Below are 21,571 nucleotides of genomic sequence, written 5' to 3' on the forward strand. Positions count from 1 at the left end.
GTCCTGTCAGTTACGCACGCGGTGCAGCATTGGCAGGCCAAAGGCTGGATTGAACTGGATGTTGAGCAGCAGCCCCGACTGTACGGCGTAATGCACATCAGGCTGGGGTCTGGACATGGCCAGTTCATCGGGGTTCCAGATGTACTGGAAATAGGGGGTCAGGGTTATGCCGGGGGCAATATTGGCGCCGTAATTGATTTCCAGCATGGTTTCCTGGCCGTTCCACTGGTTATGGTGGCCCTGCTTCTGCATGGTATCATTCATGTCCTGAACCAGACGCCGGTCCCAGCGCAGGGTCTGGACCACCAGACCAACCGAATCACGTGGACGCGCCCTGAAGGGGCCCCAGTCAAACACGCCCAGTACGAACCCGTCCTTTACCGGGGCATCGCCCGATGTCATGATATTGGCCGCACCGAACAGGATCAGGCCACGGGTATCGCGGGCATCGGGCTTCCAGATCATCTGCTGAGCCTGGATATAGAACTGTGTCCGGCCCCGACGGCTTTGTGCATTGCCGCCAAAAAGGGCCTTGGGCTGACCCGCCGTATTGTACAGCGGGTCGCTGTATTTGGCATCATCGTAGATGAAACCTATATCATAGGCGCGGGGGAACCGGTCATTCGAAAAATTTGTCCGATACCCGCCTTCAACCGGAATGAACTCACCTTCCGACTTGTCAAAACCCCAGTCAGGGCCGGGCCAGCTGTTGTGGTTCGTGGCTTTCAGCCATGGTTCCGCTTCCCATATGCCTCCCTTGATATACGATTTCTCGGTGGGCTTGATCAGCAGCCGCACACCCCAGGAAGATGTGACAAAGGACGGCATGGATCCGTTAATGGTCATTGTGGTCGGCACGGAACACATGAAGGTGGGGAATTTGCAGTACAGGTCGGACCCGTCAAATTCACCACCCTTTGGCATGGAACGGCCAGCCAGCAGGAAAACCTTGTTCTTGAACAGCGCCTGGTCCCATGTGAATTCACGGATCTGGAAACCGTCGTGATTCCCCCAGTAGGACACATACCCCCAGTTGGAACCCGTAAATTCCCCTGCATGGCCCTGTCCCGCCACGTCATCCGCCAGAAAGTGGATCTTGGCGCCCGGAATGTGGGCCAGCTTCTGCATGTCGAGATCCAGTCCGATCCCGGCAAAGTTGTTAAAGAACGATCCGTGGTTGATGCCGCCTGCCGGTACGCCGGAATATTCCGATGCATCCCACCCGGTCAGGTAGACACCCGCGCGCGCCATGGTCTTGCCCACGTTGTCCCCGCCTTTCGTATCCAGGCTGAACAGGTAGGGCTGTGGCGCAATGGAATGGGCGGAATTGGCTGTGGGCTTCGACGGAATACCTCCCGGTGTAAAGAGTGACGGGACCAGACCGGGCATGGAGGGATCGGTTACGGCGCGTTCTTTCTGCAGCGCTGTGTGCTGGCGGCTCTGCCATACCGTCACGTTGACAGGCTGCGTTGTGCCAGTGGCTGCGGGCTGTTGTCCCGTGGTGGGCACGGTCTGCGCCTGAACCGCCATTGCAGCCAGGAGCGGACCGAGAAAAGAAACAGCCCCGGCGAGGTTGGTCTTCATGTCATGTCGTATTTCTGGAATCATGAAAGTATAACCCAGTAAGGAGGGGAGGGTGAAAGCACTGTATTTTGGATAATTACAGGGAAAACATTTTCTGTTTTTTGTTCAGTCTTGTTTTCATTTTTTTTATGAAAGCATTCGCCGGGCCGTCGGAATTCGATGACTGGACGGATGCAATGAATTCGACCCGGGGCATCGGGCTTAGGGTGCTGGCATCCACAGGAACGATCCCTTCGGCAGACAGGAAGGCCGGTTGGGGCGTGATGCCATACCCGGCTCTGACAGCAGCCAGGATTGCACTCAGGTTTGTACTGCTGAAGGCGATATGCCAGGGGCGTCCGATGCGATTGAGGGTTTCGATCGCCAGTTTCCGGGTGATGCTCCGATCCGGGAAAGTAACGAGTGGGAAAGATTCATCCGGCGCAAGGGAGCAGGTGGATGCGTGGGAAAACCAGACCAGTTCATCTTCCCACAGCAGCTGTCCATGCGTATCGCTGGACTGTCGCATGCCGCAGACAATATCCAGCCGGTCATCGGCCAGAAGCTGGTGCAGGTGGTGGCTCAGCCCCACGGTCAGGTCAATCTGCAGCTGCGGATAATCCTGCCGGAACATGCGCAGGTCTTCGGGGAAGCGCGACAGGACCAGATCTTCCGTAATGCCAAGACGCAGGGTTGCGTGCAGTTGTTCCTTGTGGAAATGCGCCAGCACACGCTCCTGCTGGCGCAGGATGTTCTGTGCCATGCCGATCAGGGCCTGTCCGCCATCTGTCAGTTCCACCTGTTTCGTACTGCGTTTGAGCAATACGCAGTCAAGTTGCGCCTCCAGCCGGTGGATATGCTGGCTGATGGTGGACTGGCTGGTGGAGCATATATACGCCGCGGATGTGAAATGCAGCGTATCCGCAACCGCAAGGAAGGAACGCAGGTGGGCGATATCAAGATTGTCTTTATTTGACATTACGATATGTCAACATTCATTTATCGCCAAGTCAATTCGATATGACAACAATATGAAATATTTTTAAAAAATCCAATTATAACAGTTTGTTGTAAGATATTTCTGCATATGTAATAACACAATACAGAAGAATATTTATATTTTATGTTTCTTTATTTATTTCTTTTCCATGGTGTCGTTGCTGTTTTGGAAACGGAACGGCGCCCTGTTTCCCATGGTCAGTCGCCATGCGGCTTCAGGCACAGGCTTCTTTACGGCATCCGGAAGATGACGCGCCGGTCGTAATATTATGGCCAAGAATATGCCCATGGTTTCCTGGAACAATGTTTCATGGAGCAGGGCCCGCCAGGTACACCCCGCCGGGCTTGTCGCCATAATTCTGGAAGCGGCAGTTCATGGTCTGGCAGCGCAAGGTGCCGCGTGTTTTACGACGGCGCGTGTGGCGGAACGGGCGGATGTAAGTATCGGCTCGCTTTATCAGTATTTTCCCAACAAGGCCGCGATCCTGTAACACCGCGAACTGATGCGGACATCGCGGCTTATGCCTGCGGCATGGCCGATATGTTCGCAGCCTATCTGACGCATCCTGCGGACGGACACGATAAGGCAAGCTCCGGTACGAACAGAAGGAAGGGGCAGCGTATTCAATTTCATATGAACAGGGCTGTGGATATGACAGATATTCCATAGAAGCCTTCCGTCCGGTCTTTATGTGCAAAATGAAAGACCGGCCCTCCCGGGAGTATAGAAGTATATATCAAATATTCTATGGTTATTGAGTGGTATTTGTCTGTTGTATGTATTTTAGTATAAACAGACATGCATTGAATATGTCTCGTTCATAAGCGCTGTTTATAATCTTATGTATGATCTGTCTTGGACGTCCTGCTTCTGATTGATCTATTCCATCTTCCAGGACACCGCAGCATGTATCCGTCTTTCAGGGCGGAACATCGTTGACGGAACCACTATGCCGGGAAGCTATTTATGAATTCCAAGTCTTCCGGCATGAGTTTTGGAAAGTATCGATGCAGTACGCACATGACCCGGCGCTTCTTCTGGCGCGTTTTCAGTTCGCCTTCACCGTAGGCGTCCATATCATTTTTCCGGCCTTTTCAATCGGGCTGGCGGCCTATCTGGCAGTTCTGGAGGGACTGTGGCTCAGGACCGGACGACCGGTATTCCTTGACCTGTACCGCTACTGGATCAGGGTATTTTCCATCGTCTTCGGCATGGGGGTCGTCTCGGGACTGGTCATGTCGTATGAATTCGGCACCAACTGGTCGATCTTTTCCAAAAAGGCCGGACCGATTACGGGCGTGCTCCTGTCCTATGAAGTCATGACCGCCTTTTTCCTTGAGGCAGGTTTCCTCGGTGTCATGCTGTTTGGCATGAACAAGGTGGGACGCAAACTGCATTTCGCCGCCACGTGCTGCGTATCGCTCGGCACCCTGATTTCCATGACATGGATACTGTCATCCAATTCATGGATGCAGACACCGCGCGGGTATTCCATTGATCCGGCCACCGGGCGGTTCATGCCTGCCGACTGGCTGGCGATCATTTTCAATCCGTCCTTTCCGTTCCGTCTGGTGCATATGGGGCTGGCGGCCTTCCTCTCCGTTGCGTTCATCGTGGGCGCAACGGGGGCATGGCACATGCTCAGGGCACGGAAAGAAGGAAAGGCGGCCAGCGAACCGGTGCGGGTCATGTTTTCCATGGCCATGTGGATGGCGGCGCTCGTCGCCCCCCTCCAGATACTGGCTGGCGATGCCCATGGCCTGAACACCCTGAAACACCAGCCGGTAAAAATCGCGGCGATGGAAGGGGACTGGGTTTCGGAAGATCATGCGCCTGAACTGCTGTTCGGCATTCCCAACATGAAGACCGAACATACGGATTATGCCCTAAGGCTGCCGCTGGCCGGATCGCTGATCCTGACACACAGCCTGAATGGCAGGGTGCCGGGCATGAAGGACTTTCCCCGTGACCAGCGGCCGCCTTCACCGGTCATCTTCTTCTCCTTCCGCATCATGGTGGCGCTTGGCATGCTCATGATGCTGGTGGGGTTGTGGTCCCTGTGGCTCCGGCGGAACCATACCCTGTTTACCAACCCGGTTTTCCACCGCGTCGCGCTGTGCATGGCGCCTGCAGGCTTCCTGGCGCTGTTGTGTGGCTGGGTCACGACGGAGGTCGGCCGTCAGCCGTGGACGGTCTATGGCCTGCTGCGCACGTCCGACAGCGTATCGCCGGTTGCGCTTTCCTCCATGGCCTTTTCGATGACAGCGTTCGTGGTGGTCTATGTGCTCGTATTTGGCTCCGGGCTGGGCATTCTGGTGCGGCTGCTGGCGCGCGCGCCGCATGAAGGCGAGCATGATACAAGTCCCGCCCACGCTTCCGATATACTGGGCGCCCGCATGCATCCGGGCGTGATTGATCCCTCTTCCGGCAAAGGAGCCTGAGGCATGATGGATTTCGCATACTGGCTTCCCATCGTGTGGGCCGTCATTCTGGTGGCCGCCATTTCGATCTATGTCGTTCTTGACGGCTTTGATCTTGGCATCGGGATGCTGTTTGCATTCGAACGCCATCCGGACCGTCGGGACGTGATGGTCAACACCATCGCTCCCGTATGGGATGGGAACGAGACATGGATGGTACTGGGTGGGGCCGTGCTGTACGGTGTTTTTCCCGGCGCTTACTCAACTTTGCTGCCCGCTTTCTACCTGCCGATCGTATTGATGCTGCTGGCGCTGATCTTTCGCGGCGTGGCGTTTGAATTCCGCGTCATGACACGCGGGACAGGGCGCGAAGGCATGTGGAATGCAGGTTTCATGGCAGGCTCCGGCATTGCCGCCTTCTGCCAGGGCGCGATCCTGGGTGGAGTTGTGCAGGGGATCAGGGTTGTCGACGGGGCTTTTGCCGGTGGGCCGCTCGATTTTCTGACGCCGTTCAGCGTCCTGTGTGGTCTGGCGGTCATGTGCGGCTATGCCCTGCTGGGGGCGACGTGGCTGATCTGGCGCACCACCGGTGTGCTGGAGACATCCTGCCGTCGCTGGGCCGCACGGCTGGCCGTGGGCCTGTTCCTCGGCATCGTGGCGGTCAGCCTGTGGACGCCGCTGCTGCATGCGCCTTACCTGCGGCGCTGGACCGATTGGCCGAACATCGTATTTGTCGCCCCGGTGCCGGTTCTGGTGGTCGTGCTGGGTGCCCTGTTTGTCATGGGGCTGCGCAGGGGGCACTCAAAGGGGCCGTTCCTGTGTGCGCTGGGCTGGTTCTTTCTGTGCCTGTCCGGTCTCGGGATCACGGTGTGGCCCTATGCCGTGCCGCCGGGGCTGACGCTGTGGGATGTGTCTTCCCCGCCATCCAGTCAGTTTTTCCAGCTGGTCGGCACGGCCATCCTGCTGCCGATCATCCTGACCTACACGATCTATTCCTATCATGTCTTTCGCGGAAAGGTGACGGAAACCGATGGCTATCACTGAGATTGTCCGGGGCAACGGCGACGATGCGCCACCCCGCACCGGTGTGCGGATTGCATGGTTCGTTGCGATCTGGTCGCTGAGCACCTGCGTGTTTTTCGGGGCTGCATCCCTGCTGCACCTGATCGTGCCCAGATAGAACGGACGGCATGTCCGGCTTTCTGCAGCAGGACACGGGACGTCCATGAAATGCGGAGGGTGCGCGAAATCCGCAGCCGTATCGCGCGCCTGCATGTCTGATGAAACCGGGGGCAGGCATCATTGGGTAGCGAAAAAAGCCCGAATGCCGACCCTGCCATCATCCACAGGTGGCGCCGGGACACCGGTGAAGATGCACGGTCTCCCGGTCGTGCCGACGTAATATGATGCTGAAGTGACCGGAATGACCCAGTGGCTGTCTTATTCTGGCAACACCTTACAGCTATATATACCTAAATACAGGTCTGGATACGAATATATATAGACAGCGGCATGTCGGGAATGGAAGGAAGGGCCCAACGTCATTTGTTCATATCACGGACGAACCGCCTTATGCTTCGTTGCTATAGTACTTTTTTCATAACCGGAACGTCGGGAATGTTCCTGCTGGCCAGCACCGCGCTGGCTGCGCCGGTAACATCCACGTCGCAGGATAAGACTGGCAGGCCTGTCGCCGTAAAGGCGGCATCCCCCGCGACGTCCGTCGCAAAAAACCAGACCACCGGGACGCCTGCGGGCCAGGCATCGGGCACGGCTGCCCCCATCGCCGGGATACTGGATGGTTCAAACGGGGAAACAATTACCGTTCATGGCCACCATGCGGCGGATGGCACCAGCGCCAAATATATGAACAAGAACATCTATCTGGGGCCGCTGGGTAACCGCGATACGCTGGATACGCCCTATTCTGTCATGGGTGTGCCGCATGACGTCGTGGTCAACCAGCAGCTGCGTAACATCAATGACATGGCGCAGTACCTGCCTTCAGTGCAGCTGGAAATCCGCGGTGATCCCAACACGTCGCGCCCGCAGTCGCGCGGGTTCGAGGCCGATGTGGTGGCCAACTCCCGTCTTGATGGCCTGAACGTGGTCTCCACCACGCCCTATCCGGCGGAATGGGTTGATAACCTGCAGGTCCTCAATGGTCTGGCCGGGGCGATGTACGGACCGGAAAACCCGTCTGGCGTGTTTGAATATACCCTCAAGCGTCCGACCAACCGCCGCACCGAGCGGCTTTCGGTCGGCGTGGATTCCATCGGCACGCCTACGGTCAATGGCGATATTTCTGGCCGGGTCGGTCGTAACGGCTGGTTTGGCTACCGCCTGAACATGCTGCATGCCAATGGTTCGGCCTATGCGCCGGGCAGCTGGATCCGGCGTGAGATGGTCAGCGCCGATTTCGATATCCATTTCGATTCCAAGACTGTCCTCGAACTTGATGCCAGCCACTATACCTATGATGAACGCGGCATGGCGCCCGGCTTTGGCATTGCCGCCGGCACAGCCGCCAATCCCACGGGCATTGGCGGGCAACTGCCCGAAGCGCCGGATCTGGGCAGACGTCTCGCCCCGGACTGGAGTGGGTACAACATGGAAACCAATACCTTCCTGGCCAAGATCAAGCACCAGATCAACAAGGACTGGAGCTTCACGCTGGGCGGGCTGTACCAGGATGCCATGCGCCAGTCCTTCGGCATAAGCGATACGTTGAGTGCAACCCAGGGGTATGAGGGCTTTTACAGTTCAAAAGCCACGGCCACGACAACGGCAGATGACTTCCGCGTTGGCAGTAACATGGCGTATTTCAACGGCCGTGTTCATACCGGCCCCCTTACACATGACCTGGTCATTGGCACCAATGGCTACATGATGGGGAATTACAACCCGACAACTGCGCTTACATCGGCGCAGAGTCTTGGTACATACAACATGTATGGTGCCGCCCCGACCAATGGCACGCAGCCCTATTATAGCGGGCGTTACAAATCCAGCAGCATCATGAGCCAGTCCTTCATTATTGGCGATACGATGCGGATCAACAAGCACTGGTCGGTCATGGGTACCCTTGCATGGAGCTGGATTGACCAGAAGGGTGCGCTCAATGCCACAAGCCCGCTCAAGAATACCTTTGAGGCCAATGCGACCTTCAGCCCGACGGCCAGCCTGATTTACAAGCCAACCCAGAACCAGACCCTGTATTTCACCTATGGCCGTTCGGCTGAAGCAGGGCCGGTCACGCCCAACAGCAAATATTATACCAATACCAATATTGCCCTGCCTGTTGCACATTCGGAAGAATATGAAGTCGGCTACAAGCTGCGATACCAGAAAATGCAGTTCAACGTTGCCGGTTTCCGTATGACGTCACCTTATGCAATGTATATTCCCGCAGCGGACGGCTCCTGTTCGGGTGGCACGACCTGCCAGACTTATGAATATGGCGGCACACAGCGCAATTACGGTGTGGAAGCCCAGATTTCAGGTGAAGTCCTGCCCAACCTGTCGGTTCTGGCCGGCATGACGTGGCTGGATGCGGAACTGGTCAACAGCAAGACCGCCGCCTATAACAACAAGGAAATCGTGGGCGCGGCCCCGCTGCAGGCCAACCTGCTGCTGGATTACCGCCTGCCGGCGTCGCTGGGTTCCTTCGCTTCGGGCTGGGCCTTCAACGCCAGCGTCCATTACATGGGCAACCGTGCCGCCAACATTACCAACACGCTGCATACCGGTTCCTATACCACGCTGGACCTTGGCACACGCTACGCCTTCCATGTTTCCAAGTTCCCGTGGGTTGCGCGTTTTGGTGTCAGCAATGCCACGAACGAGCGGTACTGGGCCTCGGTCTATACAGGTGCGCCCAGTGGCACATCCGGCGCCGCATCAACCCTGTATGCGGGGCTGCCACGCGTCTATCATTTCACACTTTCGATGGAGTTCTGATCCACGTTTCATGAAGGTGGGGCATGTGGGTCGCATGCCCCCTTTTGTGTGATACGGATCGCCTGTAGCTGCCAGTAAAGCAGACGGTCAGGTAGGCAGGCATCCTTGCCCGCATCCTGATCCGTTGGCTTCGATCATGACCTCCCCGGTTTAGCCATTGCCCGCAGGTACGCCACCGTGATGGTGCAGGCTGCACACGCAAAAACTACGTTGATCGACAGCATCGATCCCCGGCCATTCATGGCGCACATTCCGTGCAACCTGAAAAATGAAACGCCCGGCGGGCACCACCATCGTATCCTGCGCGCGTCGCTTAGGATGTAAATACAATCGTCTTGTGGCCGGTTATGATGGTACGGCGTTCAATATGGTACCTGACGGCACGGGCCAGAACGCGGCGTTCTATGTCACGTCCCTTGCGCACAAGGTCATCGGGCGTATCGGCATGGGAAATACGCTCGACATCCTGTTCAATGATCGGGCCTTCATCAAGATCGCTCGTCACATAATGCGCTGTTGCGCCGATCAGTTTGACCCCCCGGGCAAAGGCCTGATGATAGGGGCGTGCGCCCTTGAAGCCGGGTAGAAATGAATGGTGGATATTGATGCAGCGCCCCGACAGCCGGTGCGACATGTCATTGGACAGGATCTGCATATATCGCGCCAGCACGACCAACTCGGCCCGGCTGTCGTCCATGATCTGCAGGATCCGTGCTTCCTGCGCCGGTTTGGTGTCCGGTGTTATGGGCAGGTAATGAAAGGGAATACTACCAAAATCGAGGTTTTTATATACGTCACGCGGGTGGTTTGAAATAATGCCGACCGGATCAATCGCCAGTTCCCCGATCCGCCAGCGATAGAGCAGGTCCACCAGGCAGTGATCAAAACGGGACACCAGTATGAGAACCCGCGGGCGCCGGGCCGTGGTGGTCAGGGACCATGACATGTCGAATTCATGGGCCAGACGCATGAATTCCTGTTCCAGCACCGATCTGTCCGTTGTGCCATCCTGTATTTCAAAGACGACACGCATGAAGAACTGTCTGCTTTCCGTTTCGTCAAACTGCTGGGCTTCGGTAATATTTGCGCCCAGTTCAGCCAGACCATGGCTTATGCCCGCCACGATACCGGGACGGTTGGGGCATTTTATCGTAACGATATAGATTGTTTTGACACCCTCGGTCATGGGCAAACTTCCGATACAGGTACGCCGCCACGCGCCGCGTGGCAAAGGTCGTGGTAAAGACTGTGAGCAAGACTGCGAAAAACGAACAGGTCGTATGTCGGCGTCATGTCATGCTGTAAGATCTGGACAGGTATATGTCCCGCCAGTGTAAGGGCCGTGCTATCGGGGGCGAATGCACGGGGATGCAGGTCAATCGGGACAAGTTTTGACAGGATCGCGCGTGAATCCCGGCCGCGGACCCGTATGACGCTGCGTCCATCCCCCTGTGCCGTAATGGCCGCATGGGGCTGCGTTACCCGTCGCAGCCCGCCCAGGAGGTCAGCCTGCCCCTGCGGTGCACAGACCAGCCACTGGTCCAGTCCCGCCCAGATGAAACGCACGGCGTCACGGCCATCGCGGGCATGGGGTGTCACGGGTGCCTCCACGCCATATGCCTTCATCAGTGCGGTCTGGACGGCGGCATGGGACGCAGGGGAAAACTGCATGCTGGCAAGCTGCAGATCCGGCCCGGGGCCGATCGTGACGCGTGCGGCCTGTTCGCCCCCGGGCGGGATGAAGGGGGCTGACGGAATGGGTGACGTGGCGGCCAGTGTCTCAGGCATGCAGGCGGTCTCCGGCAGGATCGAAGAAGGTGGGAGGGCAGACGACTGCGGCAACCTGGCTGTCGGCCAGCGGGTTATGGACCATGACCATCTCGCCATGACGGGCAGGACCGCCAGACAGGAAGCCCAGTGCGATCCATCCATCCAGTGTCGGGGACCATGCGGCAGACGAGATCCATCCCTGATCATGCGCGCCCGTGGCCTCGGCGCCATGGGGCAGCAGGTGGCTGCCCGCGACCAGTTCATCGTGGGCATGAACCGGACGCAGGCCCACCAGCGTGGGGCGCACGGGGTCGGTCAGGGCAGGGCGGGCAGCCATGGCGCGGCCAATGAAGTCCTTTCGGGTGGACAGCATCCGCCCCATGTTCAGGTCATGCGCCGTTGTCTGGCCATTGAGTTCCGGTCCGGCGGGGTGACCCTTTTCAATGCGCATCACCCCCAGCGCTTCAGTGCCATAGGGCGCGATGCCGTACGGGGCGCCAACCTTCATGAGCAGCCGTGCCAGCGCATCGCCATACCGTGCGGGAACCGCCAGTTCGTACGCAAGCTCCCCGGAGAAGGAAAGGCGGAACAGGCGCGCGGCCTGTCCGCCGCATATGGTGATTTCGGCAGCATGCATGTAACCGAAAGCGTCATTGGACAGGTCCGTATCCGGATCGACGACATGACGCAGCACATCGCGTGAGCGCGGGCCGGCAATGGCCATCTGCGCCCATTCATCGGTTACGGATATGAAGTGGACATCCAGTTCCGGCCACAGCCACTGGTGGCACAGTTCCATATGCTGCATGACCGCACCAGCATGTGCGGTGGTCGTGGTCATGACATAATGCTGTTCACCCAGTCGCGCCGTGGTCCCGTCATCAAAGGCAAAGCCGTCCTCCCGCAGCATCAGGCCGTAGCGGACCCGCCCCACGGGCAGTTTTTGCCATCCATTGACATACAGGCGATCAAGGAAGGTAGCGGCGTCAGGACCCTGAATATCGATCTTGCCCAGTGTGGTGACATCACAGAACCCGACGGCCGTACGGACGGTTCTCACCTCGCGGTTGACGGTATCGCGCCAGTGGGTTTCTCCGTCCTGCGGGAACCACTGTGCCCGGTGCCAGATGCCATTGGCCGTAAACACGGCGCCCTGCTGGTGCGCCCATTCATGGGTGGGGGTCAGTCGGTCCGGCTTGAAATACCTGCCGCGATGCGCGCCCGCAAGCGCGCCGATGGCCACGGGCTGCACGGGCGGCCGGAACATGGTCGTGCCCGTCCGGGCAATGTCCTGACCGGTCTGCTGCGCCAGTGCAGCCAGACCATTGATGTTGGATGTCTTGCCCTGATCGGTTGCCATACCCAGCGTGGTGTAGCGCTTGACATGTTCAACGCAGCGAAAGCCCTCCATCGCGGCCAGGCGCACGTCCTTTGCCGTGACGTCATTCTGGAAATCGATGAACGCCTTGCTATCTCTGCCTGCCTGATCCTGCAGCACGGGCTGGATGGCCTGAATGCCGTAGCTTTCCCGCGGTGCGGCCGGCAGGGGGGGCAGTTCGGTGTCAAAGCCACACGCGGCAGCGGCTTCCTGCCCGCGCGCAGCCCCTTCGTGCAGGCAGTCGGCAGTCATGAAGGTGCCATTGGCCACGCCAGCCGCCAGCATGCCGGGCGGGAAAGACCCGGCTGTGAAAGCGCATAGTTCCGGGTCATAAACCGGTTTTGCGCCCAGATGTGTCGTCAGGCTCAGTTCCGGGTTCCAGCCGCCCGACATGGCGATCAGGTCGCAGGCCACATGCCTGACCCTGCCCGACCGGTCCCGTATGGCCGCAGTATGAACCCCGAGGCGGCCATAGGTATTGGAAATCGCGCCGCCAGTGGAAAGGCGCGCACCAGTGTCATGGGCGACCTGCTGTGCCATATCGCTGGCCTGCGTGCGCGTATCCACAATGGCGGTGACCGCCGCACCGGCATGCTTCAGGTCCACGGCCGTGCGCAGGCCATCGTCATTATTGGTGAAGACGATGGCGCGCTGTCCCGCCACGACGCCGAAACGGTTGATATAGGTGCGCACGGCCCCGGCAAGCATGATGCCCGGACGGTCGTTGTTGGGAAAGACCAGGGGACGTTCGATCCCGCCGCCTGCAACAATGCAGCGACGGGCGACAATGCGCCACAGACGCTGGCGGGGCAGGTCAGAGGCGGGACAGGACACATGATCCGGCACACGTTCCAGCGCGCCATAGGTGCCGCCATCATATGTCCCGAAAACACAGGTGCGCGTCATTATGCGCACCTCGGGCATCTGACGCAGGGCGGCCACGGTCCGGTCCGCCCACTGCCAGCCGGGAACGCCATCAATATCGGTCCGCTCCGCCCGCAGGCGTCCACCTGTCACGCTGTCCTGTTCACACAGGATGACCCGCGCGCCCGAACGTCCCGCCACCAGGGCCGCGGCAAGCCCCGCCGGGCCACTACCCACCACCAGCACATCACAGAACGTGGTGATTTTTTCATACAGGTCGGGATCCGCCTCGTCCGCTGCCCGGCCGAGGCCCGCGGCACGGCGGATGAGGGGTTCATATACCTTTTCCCAGAACGCGGCGGGCCACATGAAGGTCTTGTAGTAGAACCCGGCCGTAAACAGGGGGGAAAACAGCCCGTTAACGCCAAGTGCGTCCATGCGGAGGGATGGCCAGCGGTTCTGGCTGCATGCGTCCAGCCCGTCGAACACTTCGGTGACAGTCGCGCGGCTGTTGGGTTCGCGCCATGCGCCCATGCGCAGTTCCATCAGGGCGTTGGGTTCTTCCGGGCCGGCCGTCAGGATGCCGCGCGGGCGGTGATACTTGAACGAACGCCCCGCAAGATGCTGCCCATTGGCCAGCAGGGCCGACGCCAGCGTGTCACCCGGATGTGCGTTATAGCTTATCCCGTCAAAGGTAAAACGGATGATCGTATCCGGATCGATCCCGTTGGCGGGGATACGACGTCCGGCCTGTCCCGACAGGCGGTGGGAGCAGGCATCTTTCTTCCACGGCAGTTTCATGATCTGGCGTTTTCCCTGGCCTGGCGTGCGACATCCACCGCGCGGGCAACATCGGCAATTTCATGAGTGCGCATGTTGCGCGTCACGACCAGCCATGCATGGCAGCCCGCGCCGTGGTACCACAGTTCCCGGTGCCATCCGTCGGGATTGTCACGCAGGTAGACATAATCCACCCAGGCATGTGCCGGTGCATCCGTACCGGGACGGTGCACCGTGGCATCCCCCCGATAGGTGAATTCTTCAATGCCGCGTGGCCCGCAGCAGGGACAGTTCAGACGCATTGGAACCTCAGTGCAGATTGGGCTGTGCGCCCATGCCTTTTTCGTCGATCACGGCCCCACGGCCAAAGCGGTCCAGACGGTATGCGGTTGCGACCGGATGGGGTTCGTTACGTGCGATCAGGTGCGCGAAACACAGGCCTGATGCAGGTGTCGCCTTGAACCCGCCATAACACCATCCGGCGTTGAGATAGAGGTTGTCCACCGGTGTCCTGTCGATGATGGGGCTGCCATCCATGCTCATGTCCATAAGGCCGGCCCAGTGACGCAGCAACCGGACACGGCCGATCCGGGGCATGAGCGCCATGCCGCCTTCGCACACATCCTCGATGACCGGCATGTTCCCACGCTGGGCATATGAATTATAGCCGTCGATATCGCCACCAAACACCAGGCCGCCCTTGTCGGACTGGCTGATATAGAAATGACCCGCGCCAAACGTCACCACGCAGTCGATGAATGGTTTCAGCCCTTCACTGACGAAGGCCTGCAGCACATGGCTTTCAATCGGCAGGCGCAGACCCGCCATGGCCGCGACCCGCGACGAATTGCCCGCACATGACAGTCCCACGCGCCCCGCGCCAATGAACCCGCGCGTGGTTTCCACCCCGACTGCCCGGCCCGCATGCATGCGGATGCCGGTGACCTCGCAGTTCTGGATGATATCCACGCCCAGCCGGTCGGCTGCACGGGCGAAACCCCACGCCACGGCGTCATGCCGCACCGTGCCGCCGCGTTTTTGCAGCAGGCCGCCCAGTATGGGGAAACGGGCCGCGTCGTAATTCAGGAACGGCAGCTTCTGGCGTACCGCTTCCGTATCCAGCAACTGCGCATCCACCCCGTGCAGCCGCATGGCGTTGCCCCGGCGGGTGTAGGCGTTGCGCTGGGCATCGTTATGGAACAGGTTGAGCACGCCGCGCTGGCTGACCATGGCGTTGTAATTGATGTCCTGCTCCAGCCCTTCCCATAATTTCATGGAACATTCGTAGAAGGGGATATTGCCCGACAGCAGGTAGTTTGAACGGATGATGGTCGTGTTGCGGCCGATATTTCCGTTGCCGATCCAGCCCTTCTCCACAACCGCCACGCGGTGGATGCCGTACCGCCGGGCAAGGTAATAGGCAGTGGCCAGACCATGGCCGCCGCCACCCACGATCACGACGTCATAAGCGGGCTGTGGCTGTGCGTTCCGCCATACGGGGCGCCAGCCCGTCTGCCCGCGCAGAGCTTCCCTCAGAAGGGTAAAAATGGAATAATGATTGCTTTTCATTACGAAATCTTCGCTCTGCCACCGTAGTCCATGCTAACGGCTTTCATAATGGAGACATTATAAATTTTTCTTATGGTATGGGATGATGTCATTGAACGCTCCCCCGTTTGACCTGTCCGCGCTGAACGTCTTCCTTGCCGTATGCGACAACGGCAGCATGGCGGCGGCGGGACGTATGCTGGGCATAACCCAGCCCGCCGTGTCACAGACGATAGCCGAGCTGGAAAAGCGGGTGGGAACGCAACTGTTTGACCGTGGAGTGCGCCCCATGGTGCTGACGGCGGCGGGCACGGTGCTGCGTCAGTATGCGGCCGGGTTGATGGTCGAGATGCGGCAGATCGTCGGACGCCTGCATGAAATGCGCTCCGGCCGGGTCGATTTGTTGCGTATTGGCATAGTCGATTCCCTGTCGCGTGCCGTAATGGGCAACGTATCGCATTTCATGCGCGACCGCGTGGACCGACTGGTGGTGCATGCCGGCCTGACCGAGTCCCATGTCACTGCCCTGCTGACCCGGCAGATCGATTTTGTCCTCAGTGTCGATAATCTGGAAGATGTCGCTGATCTGGAACGCTGGCCGCTGTTCGAGGAACCATACATGCTGCTGTGCCCCGCCGGGCTGCAGCCACCTTCACGGCTGCCAGACCTGCCGGGATTTTTCGCAGCCCACCCTTTCGTGCGGTTTTCCCTGCGTTCACGCACGGGCATGGAGGTGGAACGATACCTGCGGCGACTGAACCTGGACATTCCCTATGGCCAGGAATTTGACCGTCCGGAGGGGGTACTGGCCGCGTGCAGGCTGGGGGGTGTCGCCATTACCACGCCGCTATGCATGTACGAGGCTGGCTTCGACGGTGGTGACGGGCTGGTATGTCACGCGCTGCCGGCGGGCATGCTGCGCCGCAGGCTGACGCTGGTGGCGCGTCGGCGTGAATTCGGGCGCCTGCCGCTGGAGTTTGCCAGATCGCTCCGGGCTGTCCTCACGGACCGGACGCTGGGTGAACTGACCGCCCGTTTCCCTGCCTTTGCCGACCAGATGGACGTCCTGTCCTGATTTTTGCCTTTCCGGGAGAAGAGACATGAGTACCGTGCGCAAGCCCCGTTCTGAAAAAAAGACCACCGAACTGATTACCGGCTCATCCGCCGGTCCGGTCCGTGAACTGACGCTTGAAGAGTCGCTGGGCGCGCAGATCCGCCATCTGCGGCGGAAAGGCGAACTGACTGGCGCTGATCTGGCCAGTGGCGCGGGCATATCGCTGGGTATGCTGTCGAAAATAGAAAACGGGCAGATTTCGCCCTCATTATCCACCCTGCAGTCCGTATGCCGTGCGCTGAATGTGCCGCTCAGCCAGTTGTTCGCCACGTTTGAGGAGCAGCGTGACTGTTCCTTCGTCAAGGCGGGACAGGGTGTTGTCATTGAACGCCGGGGTACGAAAGCCGGACATGAGTACCAGTTGCTGGGGCATCTGCTGGATGGCACCCTGGTGGTCGAACCCTACCTGATCACCCTGCATGAAGATGCAAAGCCGTATACCAGTTTTCGCCATCAGGGGGTGGAAATCATCTACATGCTTAGCGGTCGCGTGTTATACCGTCATGGTAACGAGTCATACGAGATGGGGGCGGGGGACACATTGATGTTCGATTGCCAGGCCCCGCACGGGCCGGAGCTATTGATAGAGAAACCAATGAATTATCTGTCGATTATTGTATATATGCGACAGGACGATTAACCGGAGTTTCTCTTAAAGAAAGTTTTGTTCTTTTGCGTTGACAGGGTGGGGAGATGGGGGCTTTATGGTCACATCTTTTCCTCTTTCGGCGGAGAAATGACGATGTGTGGCATCGTTGGGTTGTTTTTGAAAAATCCCGATCTTCAACCTGAACTGGGGCTTCTGACATCCCAGATGCTGAAGGTCATGACGGAGCGCGGGCCCGACAGCGCAGGTTTTGCCGTCTATGGCGGCGCACGGCACGGGCAGACCAAGATTACGGTGCGTGGCGTCGCCCCCGCGCAGGCCGCACTCTTTGAAAAAGGGCTGGCGGGTATTGCCGGTCCCGAAATGTCCGTGACCTGCCGCAATGACCATACGGTCATTACTCTGCCGACCGAACATGAACAGACCGTGCGCCGGTTCATCGACGCATTCGGCCACGGGGTTGCATTCGTTTCCAGCGGTGACAGCATCGAACTGTATAAAGGCGTCGGGCTGCCGGAAGATGTTGCAGCCCGCTTCGACCTTGCGGGCATGCGTGGCACCCACGCCATCGGGCATACCCGCATGGCGACGGAATCCGCCGTAACGACGGCTGGCGCGCACCCGTTTTCGACTGGCCCGGACCAGTGTCTTGTGCATAACGGATCACTGTCGAACCATAATACCCTGCGCCGCCAGCTGGTACGTGAAGGACTGAAATTCGCCACCGAGAATGACTCGGAAGTTGCCGCGGGCTATCTGTCGTGGCGTCTGTCACGCGGTGAACGGCTGGATGAGGCGCTGACAGCCTCCCTTGCGGACCTTGACGGTTTCTACACCTTCGTCGTCGGCACGCGTGACGGGTTCGCGGTCCTGCGCGACCCGGTGGCATGCAAGCCCGCCGTCATTGCGGAAACGGATGACTATGTTGCGTTTGCTTCCGAATACCGGGCATTCGCCCGGCTGCCGGGCATCGGGCAGGCAACCGTTTTTGAACCTGAGCCACAGCGCGTCTATCACTGGGAACATGCGGCATGAGTAACATGCAGGAAATCGATCTGGCCCGATGCACGCTCCGTGAAGCCAACAGCCAGCTACAGGGCGAGGATGCGACAGGTGCATGGGTCATTCGCAATCCGCAGGGTCGGCACGCCCTGGCCGTTGGTCTGAACGCGCCGATTGATGTCATGATTGACGGGCAGGCCGGATATTACGCAGGCGGTATGAACAAGCATGCCAATATCACCATTGAAGGCAATGCCGGCCCCGGCGTTGCTGAAAACATGATGAGTGGCAGCACCCGCGTGCGCGGCAATGCCAGCATGGCAGCCGGTGCCACGGGACACGGCGGGCTGCTGGTGATCGATGGGGATGCCGGGGCACGCTGCGGCATATCGATGAAGGGCATCGAAATCGTGGTGCGCGGTTCGGTCGGGCATATGAGTGCCTTCATGGCGCAGTCCGGCACGCTGGTCGTTTGTGGGGACGCGGGCGAAGCACTGGGGGACAGCCTGTACGAGGCGAAGATTTTCGTGCGTGGCGAAGTCAGAAGCCTGGGTGCGGACTGCGAGGAAAAGGACATGACGGCTGACGACCTGGCCTGCCTGCAGTCCCTGCTGGCCCGCGCGGGTGTGACCGAATATCCGGCAGACAGCTTCCGTCTCTATGGATCCGCGCGCCGCCTGTACCATTTCCATGTTGATAACGCCGCGGCGTACTGAGGCCATCATGACAGACAATACAAAGAAGATCCCGCGAACGAAGCCGCGTTTTTCCGCAACATTCGATCCCTTCACCATTTCCGAAATCCAGCGCGCCGCTGCCACCGGGATTTATGACATCCGCGGTGCTGGCACCAAGCGCAAGCTGCCCCATTTTGATGACCTGCTGTTCCTTGGGGCATCCATTTCCCGCTATCCGCTGGAAGGTTACCGTGAACGCTGTGACACGGATGTCGTGCTGGGCACGCGGTTCGCGAAAAAACCCATTCACCTCAAGACGCCGGTGACCATTGCGGGCATGTCCTTCGGTGCGCTGTCCGCGCAAGCCAAGGAGGCGCTGGGACGCGGGGCCAGCGCGGTCGGGACCTCCACGACCACAGGTGACGGCGGCATGACGCCGGAGGAGCGGGGACATTCCTCGACCCTTGTCTACCAGTACCTGCCTTCGCGCTATGGCATGAACCCTGATGACCTGCGTCGTGCGGACGCGATTGAAGTGGTGGTGGGACAGGGCGCAAAGCCTGGCGGCGGCGGCATGCTGCTGGGGCAGAAGATTTCCAGCCGTGTAGCCAGAATGCGCGACCTGCCCGAAGGCATCGACCAGCGTTCCGCCTGCCGCCATCCGGACTGGACGGGGCCGGACGATCTTGAAATCAAGATCGAGGAACTGCGGGAAATTACGGCATGGGAAAAGCCCATCTATATTAAGGTAGGGGCAAGCCGTCCCTATTACGACGTGTCGCTGGCGGTAAAGGCCGGGGCGGATGTCGTGGTCCTCGACGGGATGCAGGGCGGCACGGCGGCAACGCAGGAAGTCTTTATTGAACATGTCGGCCTGCCCATTCTCTCGGCCATTCGCCCCGCAGTGCAGGCACTGCAGGATCTGGGCATGCACCGCAAGGTACAGCTGATCGTGTCCGGTGGCATCCGCAGCGGCGCGGACATGGCCAAGGCCCTGGCGCTGGGTGCGGATGCGGTGGCTATTGGCACTGCCGCCCTGATCGCACTGGGTGACCAGAGTCCGGAGCTGGCGGAAGAATACGCCCGGCTGGGTACGGTTCCCGGCGCGTATGACGACTGGCAGGACGGACGCGACCCCGCCGGTATCACCACGCAGGACCCGGAACTGGCCGCACGCCTTGATCCCATTATGGGCGGACGGCGGATTGCCAATTACCTGTCTGTCATGACGATGGAAGCGCAGGCGATTGCCCGCGCATGCGGAAAGAGCCACCTGCACAATCTTGAACCTGAAGACCTTGTCGCCCTGACGATGGAAGCGGCTGCCATGACCCGCATCCCGCTGGCCGGGACGGAATGGTACCCGGGTAAGCAGGGCTTCTGAAAACATGGCGGGGCACCTTTGCACAGGTGCTTCCTTTTCGGGTTTCTCGACGATACTGAACACGGATATCCTGCTTATGGTTCAAGATACTATCCCGCAGCGGCCGCCTGTCGATCTTGCAGCCGTAGCTGAAGAGCGGGGAATAAAATACTTTCTCATTTCCTATACCGACCTGTCGGGTGCACAGCGGGCGAAACTGGTGCCGGCTGTTGCCATAAAGGACATGCAGAAGAACGGGGCCGGATTTGCGGGGTTTGCGGCTGCGTTCCAGCTTTCCCCTGCTGATCCCGATCTGGTTGCTGTGCCCGACCCCACGACACTGATCCAGCTTCCATGGAAGCCTGAAGTCGGCTGGCTGGCATCCGACCTGAAAATGCATGGGCAGTGGATCGAGCAGGGGCCACGCAACACATTACGCCGGATGATCGACCGGGCGGCGCAGGTCGGACTGACGGTCAAGACCGGGGTAGAGTGCGAATTCTTCCTGCTGACACCGGATGGGCAGACCATTGGTGACGCGCACGATAATGCTGCCAAATCATGTTATGATGCATCGGCATTGATGCGGCAGTATGATGTGATTACCGAAATATGCGACGCGATGCTGGAACTGGGCTGGCAGCCCTACCAGAACGACCATGAGGACGCAAATGGCCAGTTCGAAATGAACTGGATATTTGATGATGCCATGGTCACCGCAGACCGCCATGTATTTTTCAAATTCATGACACGATCCATTGCCGAGAAGCATGGATTGCGGGCGACATTCATGCCCAAACCCTTCGTCAACCTGACGGGCAGCGGCTGTCATGCGCATATCTCGCTATGGAACAACGGCAGGAATGTCTGTCATGCGGACGGCGATCCGCTCGGGCTGTCCGCGGAGGGGTATCACTTTGTCGGTGGCCTGATCGAAAATGCGGATGCGCTGTGCGCCTTCCTCAATCCCGTGGTGAATTCCTACAAGCGCATCAATGCGCCACGGACGGTTTCGGGCGCTACATGGTCCCCCAATTCCGTTACGTATGCCGGGGATAACCGGACCCACATGATCCGTGTGCCGGGCAAGGGACGTTTTGAAATGCGGCTGCCCGATGGTGCGGCCAATCCTTACCTGCTGCAGGCTTCGCTGCTGGCGGCCGGGCTGGATGGGCTGGAACGCAGACTGGATCCGGGCAAGCCGTTGGACATCAACATGTACACGGACGGCCATACGGTTCCGGATGCCAAGAAACTGCCCCTGAACCTGCTGGATGCCGTACGTGCGCTGGACGCGTCCACAGCAATGCGCCGACTGCTGGGTGATGGGCTGGTCGGTCCGTATATCAACCTGAAAATGGAGGAATGGAATGCCTATTGTGGGCATCTGTCCACATGGGAACGGCAGGCGACGCTTGACTGCTGAAAACCATGACCGCGTATGTGTGCAGGGCGGGTGACTGTCAGGTCCCCGCCTTTTTTCATGGTGCATATGGGGCGGACCGTTTTGCCTGTCACGGCCCGT

The 21,571-nt window shown here is 59.2% G+C and carries 17 protein-coding genes and 1 pseudogene; 11 read left to right on the top strand and 7 right to left on the bottom strand.

Going from position 1 to position 21,571, the window contains the following annotated elements:
* Window positions 1-6: 6 nt before the first annotated feature.
* Both HNO79_RS10865 and HNO79_RS10870 read right to left on the bottom strand, forming a co-directional pair.
* On the bottom strand, window positions 7-1,584 hold the full coding sequence (locus tag HNO79_RS10865; protein WP_214164531.1) for a carbohydrate porin: 1,578 nt from the start codon (window positions 1,582-1,584) through the stop codon (window positions 7-9).
* A 76-nt stretch (window positions 1,585-1,660) separates the two neighbouring features.
* A complete protein-coding gene (locus HNO79_RS10870) occupies window positions 1,661-2,542 on the bottom strand; it encodes a LysR family transcriptional regulator (protein WP_214164532.1) in 882 nt (293 codons plus the stop codon).
* Between the two features lie 307 nt (window positions 2,543-2,849).
* On the opposite strand from HNO79_RS10870, the pseudogene HNO79_RS10875 reads away from it, so the two are divergent.
* The 5 genes and pseudogenes from HNO79_RS10875 to HNO79_RS10895 form a co-directional block, all read left to right on the top strand.
* A pseudogene (locus tag HNO79_RS10875) lies at window positions 2,850-3,050 on the top strand (helix-turn-helix domain-containing protein); the annotation flags it as partial.
* A gap of 520 nt (window positions 3,051-3,570) precedes the next feature.
* Window positions 3,571-5,004 (top strand): cytochrome ubiquinol oxidase subunit I, encoded by a 1,434-nt coding sequence (locus HNO79_RS10880; protein ID WP_214164533.1) that lies wholly within the window; start codon window positions 3,571-3,573, stop codon window positions 5,002-5,004.
* Between the two features lie 3 nt (window positions 5,005-5,007).
* A complete protein-coding gene (cydB, locus tag HNO79_RS10885) occupies window positions 5,008-6,027 on the top strand; it encodes a cytochrome d ubiquinol oxidase subunit II (protein ID WP_214164534.1) in 1,020 nt (339 codons plus the stop codon).
* Window positions 6,014-6,163 (top strand): hypothetical protein, encoded by a 150-nt coding sequence (locus HNO79_RS10890; RefSeq protein ID WP_010515375.1) that lies wholly within the window; start codon window positions 6,014-6,016, stop codon window positions 6,161-6,163. Before cydB ends, HNO79_RS10890 begins: the two co-directional genes overlap by 14 nt.
* A 437-nt stretch (window positions 6,164-6,600) precedes the next feature.
* Entirely contained in the window at window positions 6,601-8,943 is a 2,343-nt protein-coding gene (locus tag HNO79_RS10895) for a TonB-dependent siderophore receptor (RefSeq protein WP_214164535.1), read from the top strand.
* Between the two features lie 313 nt (window positions 8,944-9,256).
* Here HNO79_RS10895 and purU read toward each other — a convergent pair whose 3' ends face one another.
* From purU to HNO79_RS10920, 5 genes are read right to left on the bottom strand one after another with little or no spacing between them, the layout of a single operon-like run.
* Complete coding sequence (gene purU / locus HNO79_RS10900) at window positions 9,257-10,129, bottom strand: formyltetrahydrofolate deformylase (RefSeq protein WP_214164536.1); 873 nt, start codon at window positions 10,127-10,129, stop codon at window positions 9,257-9,259.
* Window positions 10,126-10,731, bottom strand: coding sequence for a sarcosine oxidase subunit gamma (locus tag HNO79_RS10905; RefSeq protein ID WP_214164537.1), 606 nt, complete (start codon window positions 10,729-10,731; stop codon window positions 10,126-10,128). Before HNO79_RS10905 ends, purU begins: the two co-directional genes overlap by 4 nt.
* The gene (locus tag HNO79_RS10910) at window positions 10,724-13,756 is read right to left on the bottom strand and encodes a sarcosine oxidase subunit alpha family protein (RefSeq protein WP_214164538.1); all 3,033 of its coding nucleotides are present in this window, start codon (window positions 13,754-13,756) and stop codon (window positions 10,724-10,726) included. Before HNO79_RS10910 ends, HNO79_RS10905 begins: the two co-directional genes overlap by 8 nt.
* Entirely contained in the window at window positions 13,753-14,037 is a 285-nt protein-coding gene (locus HNO79_RS10915) for a sarcosine oxidase subunit delta (RefSeq protein WP_214164539.1), read from the bottom strand. The genes HNO79_RS10910 and HNO79_RS10915 overlap by 4 nt, the downstream gene beginning before the upstream one ends.
* A 7-nt stretch (window positions 14,038-14,044) precedes the next feature.
* Window positions 14,045-15,304, bottom strand: a complete 1,260-nt coding sequence (locus HNO79_RS10920) for a sarcosine oxidase subunit beta family protein (protein WP_048856242.1) — start codon at window positions 15,302-15,304, stop codon at window positions 14,045-14,047.
* Between the two features lie 85 nt (window positions 15,305-15,389).
* Here HNO79_RS10920 and HNO79_RS10925 point away from each other — a divergent pair, with 85 nt between their 5' ends.
* From HNO79_RS10925 to glnT, 6 genes are all read left to right on the top strand, one after another.
* Window positions 15,390-16,358, top strand: a complete 969-nt coding sequence (locus tag HNO79_RS10925; protein WP_214164620.1) for a LysR family transcriptional regulator — start codon at window positions 15,390-15,392, stop codon at window positions 16,356-16,358.
* 25 nt (window positions 16,359-16,383) lie between these two features.
* Window positions 16,384-17,037 carry a helix-turn-helix domain-containing protein gene (locus HNO79_RS10930; protein WP_010515365.1) on the top strand — a complete coding sequence of 218 codons (654 nt, stop codon included), beginning with the start codon at window positions 16,384-16,386 and terminating at the stop codon, window positions 17,035-17,037.
* 102 nt (window positions 17,038-17,139) lie between these two features.
* Window positions 17,140-18,039: a class II glutamine amidotransferase gene (locus HNO79_RS10935; protein WP_214164540.1), complete on the top strand. Its 900-nt coding sequence runs from the start codon at window positions 17,140-17,142 to the stop codon at window positions 18,037-18,039.
* Window positions 18,036-18,722: a GltB/FmdC/FwdC-like GXGXG domain-containing protein gene (locus HNO79_RS10940; RefSeq protein WP_372380120.1), complete on the top strand. Its 687-nt coding sequence runs from the start codon at window positions 18,036-18,038 to the stop codon at window positions 18,720-18,722. The genes HNO79_RS10935 and HNO79_RS10940 overlap by 4 nt, the downstream gene beginning before the upstream one ends.
* Before the next feature lie 7 nt (window positions 18,723-18,729).
* The gene (locus HNO79_RS10945; protein WP_010515362.1) at window positions 18,730-20,067 is read left to right on the top strand and encodes an FMN-binding glutamate synthase family protein; all 1,338 of its coding nucleotides are present in this window, start codon (window positions 18,730-18,732) and stop codon (window positions 20,065-20,067) included.
* A 76-nt stretch (window positions 20,068-20,143) separates the two neighbouring features.
* Window positions 20,144-21,472: a type III glutamate--ammonia ligase gene (gene glnT / locus HNO79_RS10950; RefSeq protein WP_214164541.1), complete on the top strand. Its 1,329-nt coding sequence runs from the start codon at window positions 20,144-20,146 to the stop codon at window positions 21,470-21,472.
* Window positions 21,473-21,571 lie beyond the last annotated feature (99 nt).

It is taken from the genome of Komagataeibacter oboediens, assembly GCF_018491655.1.
In the GTDB taxonomy this organism is placed as follows: domain Bacteria; phylum Pseudomonadota; class Alphaproteobacteria; order Acetobacterales; family Acetobacteraceae; genus Komagataeibacter; species Komagataeibacter oboediens.

Coding starts and splice junctions, on each gene's coding strand:
- HNO79_RS10865 (WP_214164531.1), bottom strand. CDS start 1,584: ATGAAGACCAACCTCGCCGGGGCTGTTTCTTTTCTCGGTCCGCTCCTG.
- HNO79_RS10870 (WP_214164532.1), bottom strand. CDS start 2,542: ATGTCAAATAAAGACAATCTTGATATCGCCCACCTGCGTTCCTTCCTT.
- HNO79_RS10880 (WP_214164533.1), top strand. CDS start 3,571: ATGCAGTACGCACATGACCCGGCGCTTCTTCTGGCGCGTTTTCAGTTC.
- cydB (WP_214164534.1), top strand. CDS start 5,008: ATGATGGATTTCGCATACTGGCTTCCCATCGTGTGGGCCGTCATTCTG.
- HNO79_RS10890 (WP_010515375.1), top strand. CDS start 6,014: ATGGCTATCACTGAGATTGTCCGGGGCAACGGCGACGATGCGCCACCC.
- HNO79_RS10895 (WP_214164535.1), top strand. CDS start 6,601: ATGTTCCTGCTGGCCAGCACCGCGCTGGCTGCGCCGGTAACATCCACG.
- purU (WP_214164536.1), bottom strand. CDS start 10,129: ATGACCGAGGGTGTCAAAACAATCTATATCGTTACGATAAAATGCCCC.
- HNO79_RS10905 (WP_214164537.1), bottom strand. CDS start 10,731: ATGCCTGAGACACTGGCCGCCACGTCACCCATTCCGTCAGCCCCCTTC.
- HNO79_RS10910 (WP_214164538.1), bottom strand. CDS start 13,756: ATGAAACTGCCGTGGAAGAAAGATGCCTGCTCCCACCGCCTGTCGGGA.
- HNO79_RS10915 (WP_214164539.1), bottom strand. CDS start 14,037: ATGCGTCTGAACTGTCCCTGCTGCGGGCCACGCGGCATTGAAGAATTC.
- HNO79_RS10920 (WP_048856242.1), bottom strand. CDS start 15,304: ATGAAAAGCAATCATTATTCCATTTTTACCCTTCTGAGGGAAGCTCTG.
- HNO79_RS10925 (WP_214164620.1), top strand. CDS start 15,390: ATGTCATTGAACGCTCCCCCGTTTGACCTGTCCGCGCTGAACGTCTTC.
- HNO79_RS10930 (WP_010515365.1), top strand. CDS start 16,384: ATGAGTACCGTGCGCAAGCCCCGTTCTGAAAAAAAGACCACCGAACTG.
- HNO79_RS10935 (WP_214164540.1), top strand. CDS start 17,140: ATGTGTGGCATCGTTGGGTTGTTTTTGAAAAATCCCGATCTTCAACCT.
- HNO79_RS10940 (WP_372380120.1), top strand. CDS start 18,036: ATGAGTAACATGCAGGAAATCGATCTGGCCCGATGCACGCTCCGTGAA.
- HNO79_RS10945 (WP_010515362.1), top strand. CDS start 18,730: ATGACAGACAATACAAAGAAGATCCCGCGAACGAAGCCGCGTTTTTCC.
- glnT (WP_214164541.1), top strand. CDS start 20,144: ATGGTTCAAGATACTATCCCGCAGCGGCCGCCTGTCGATCTTGCAGCC.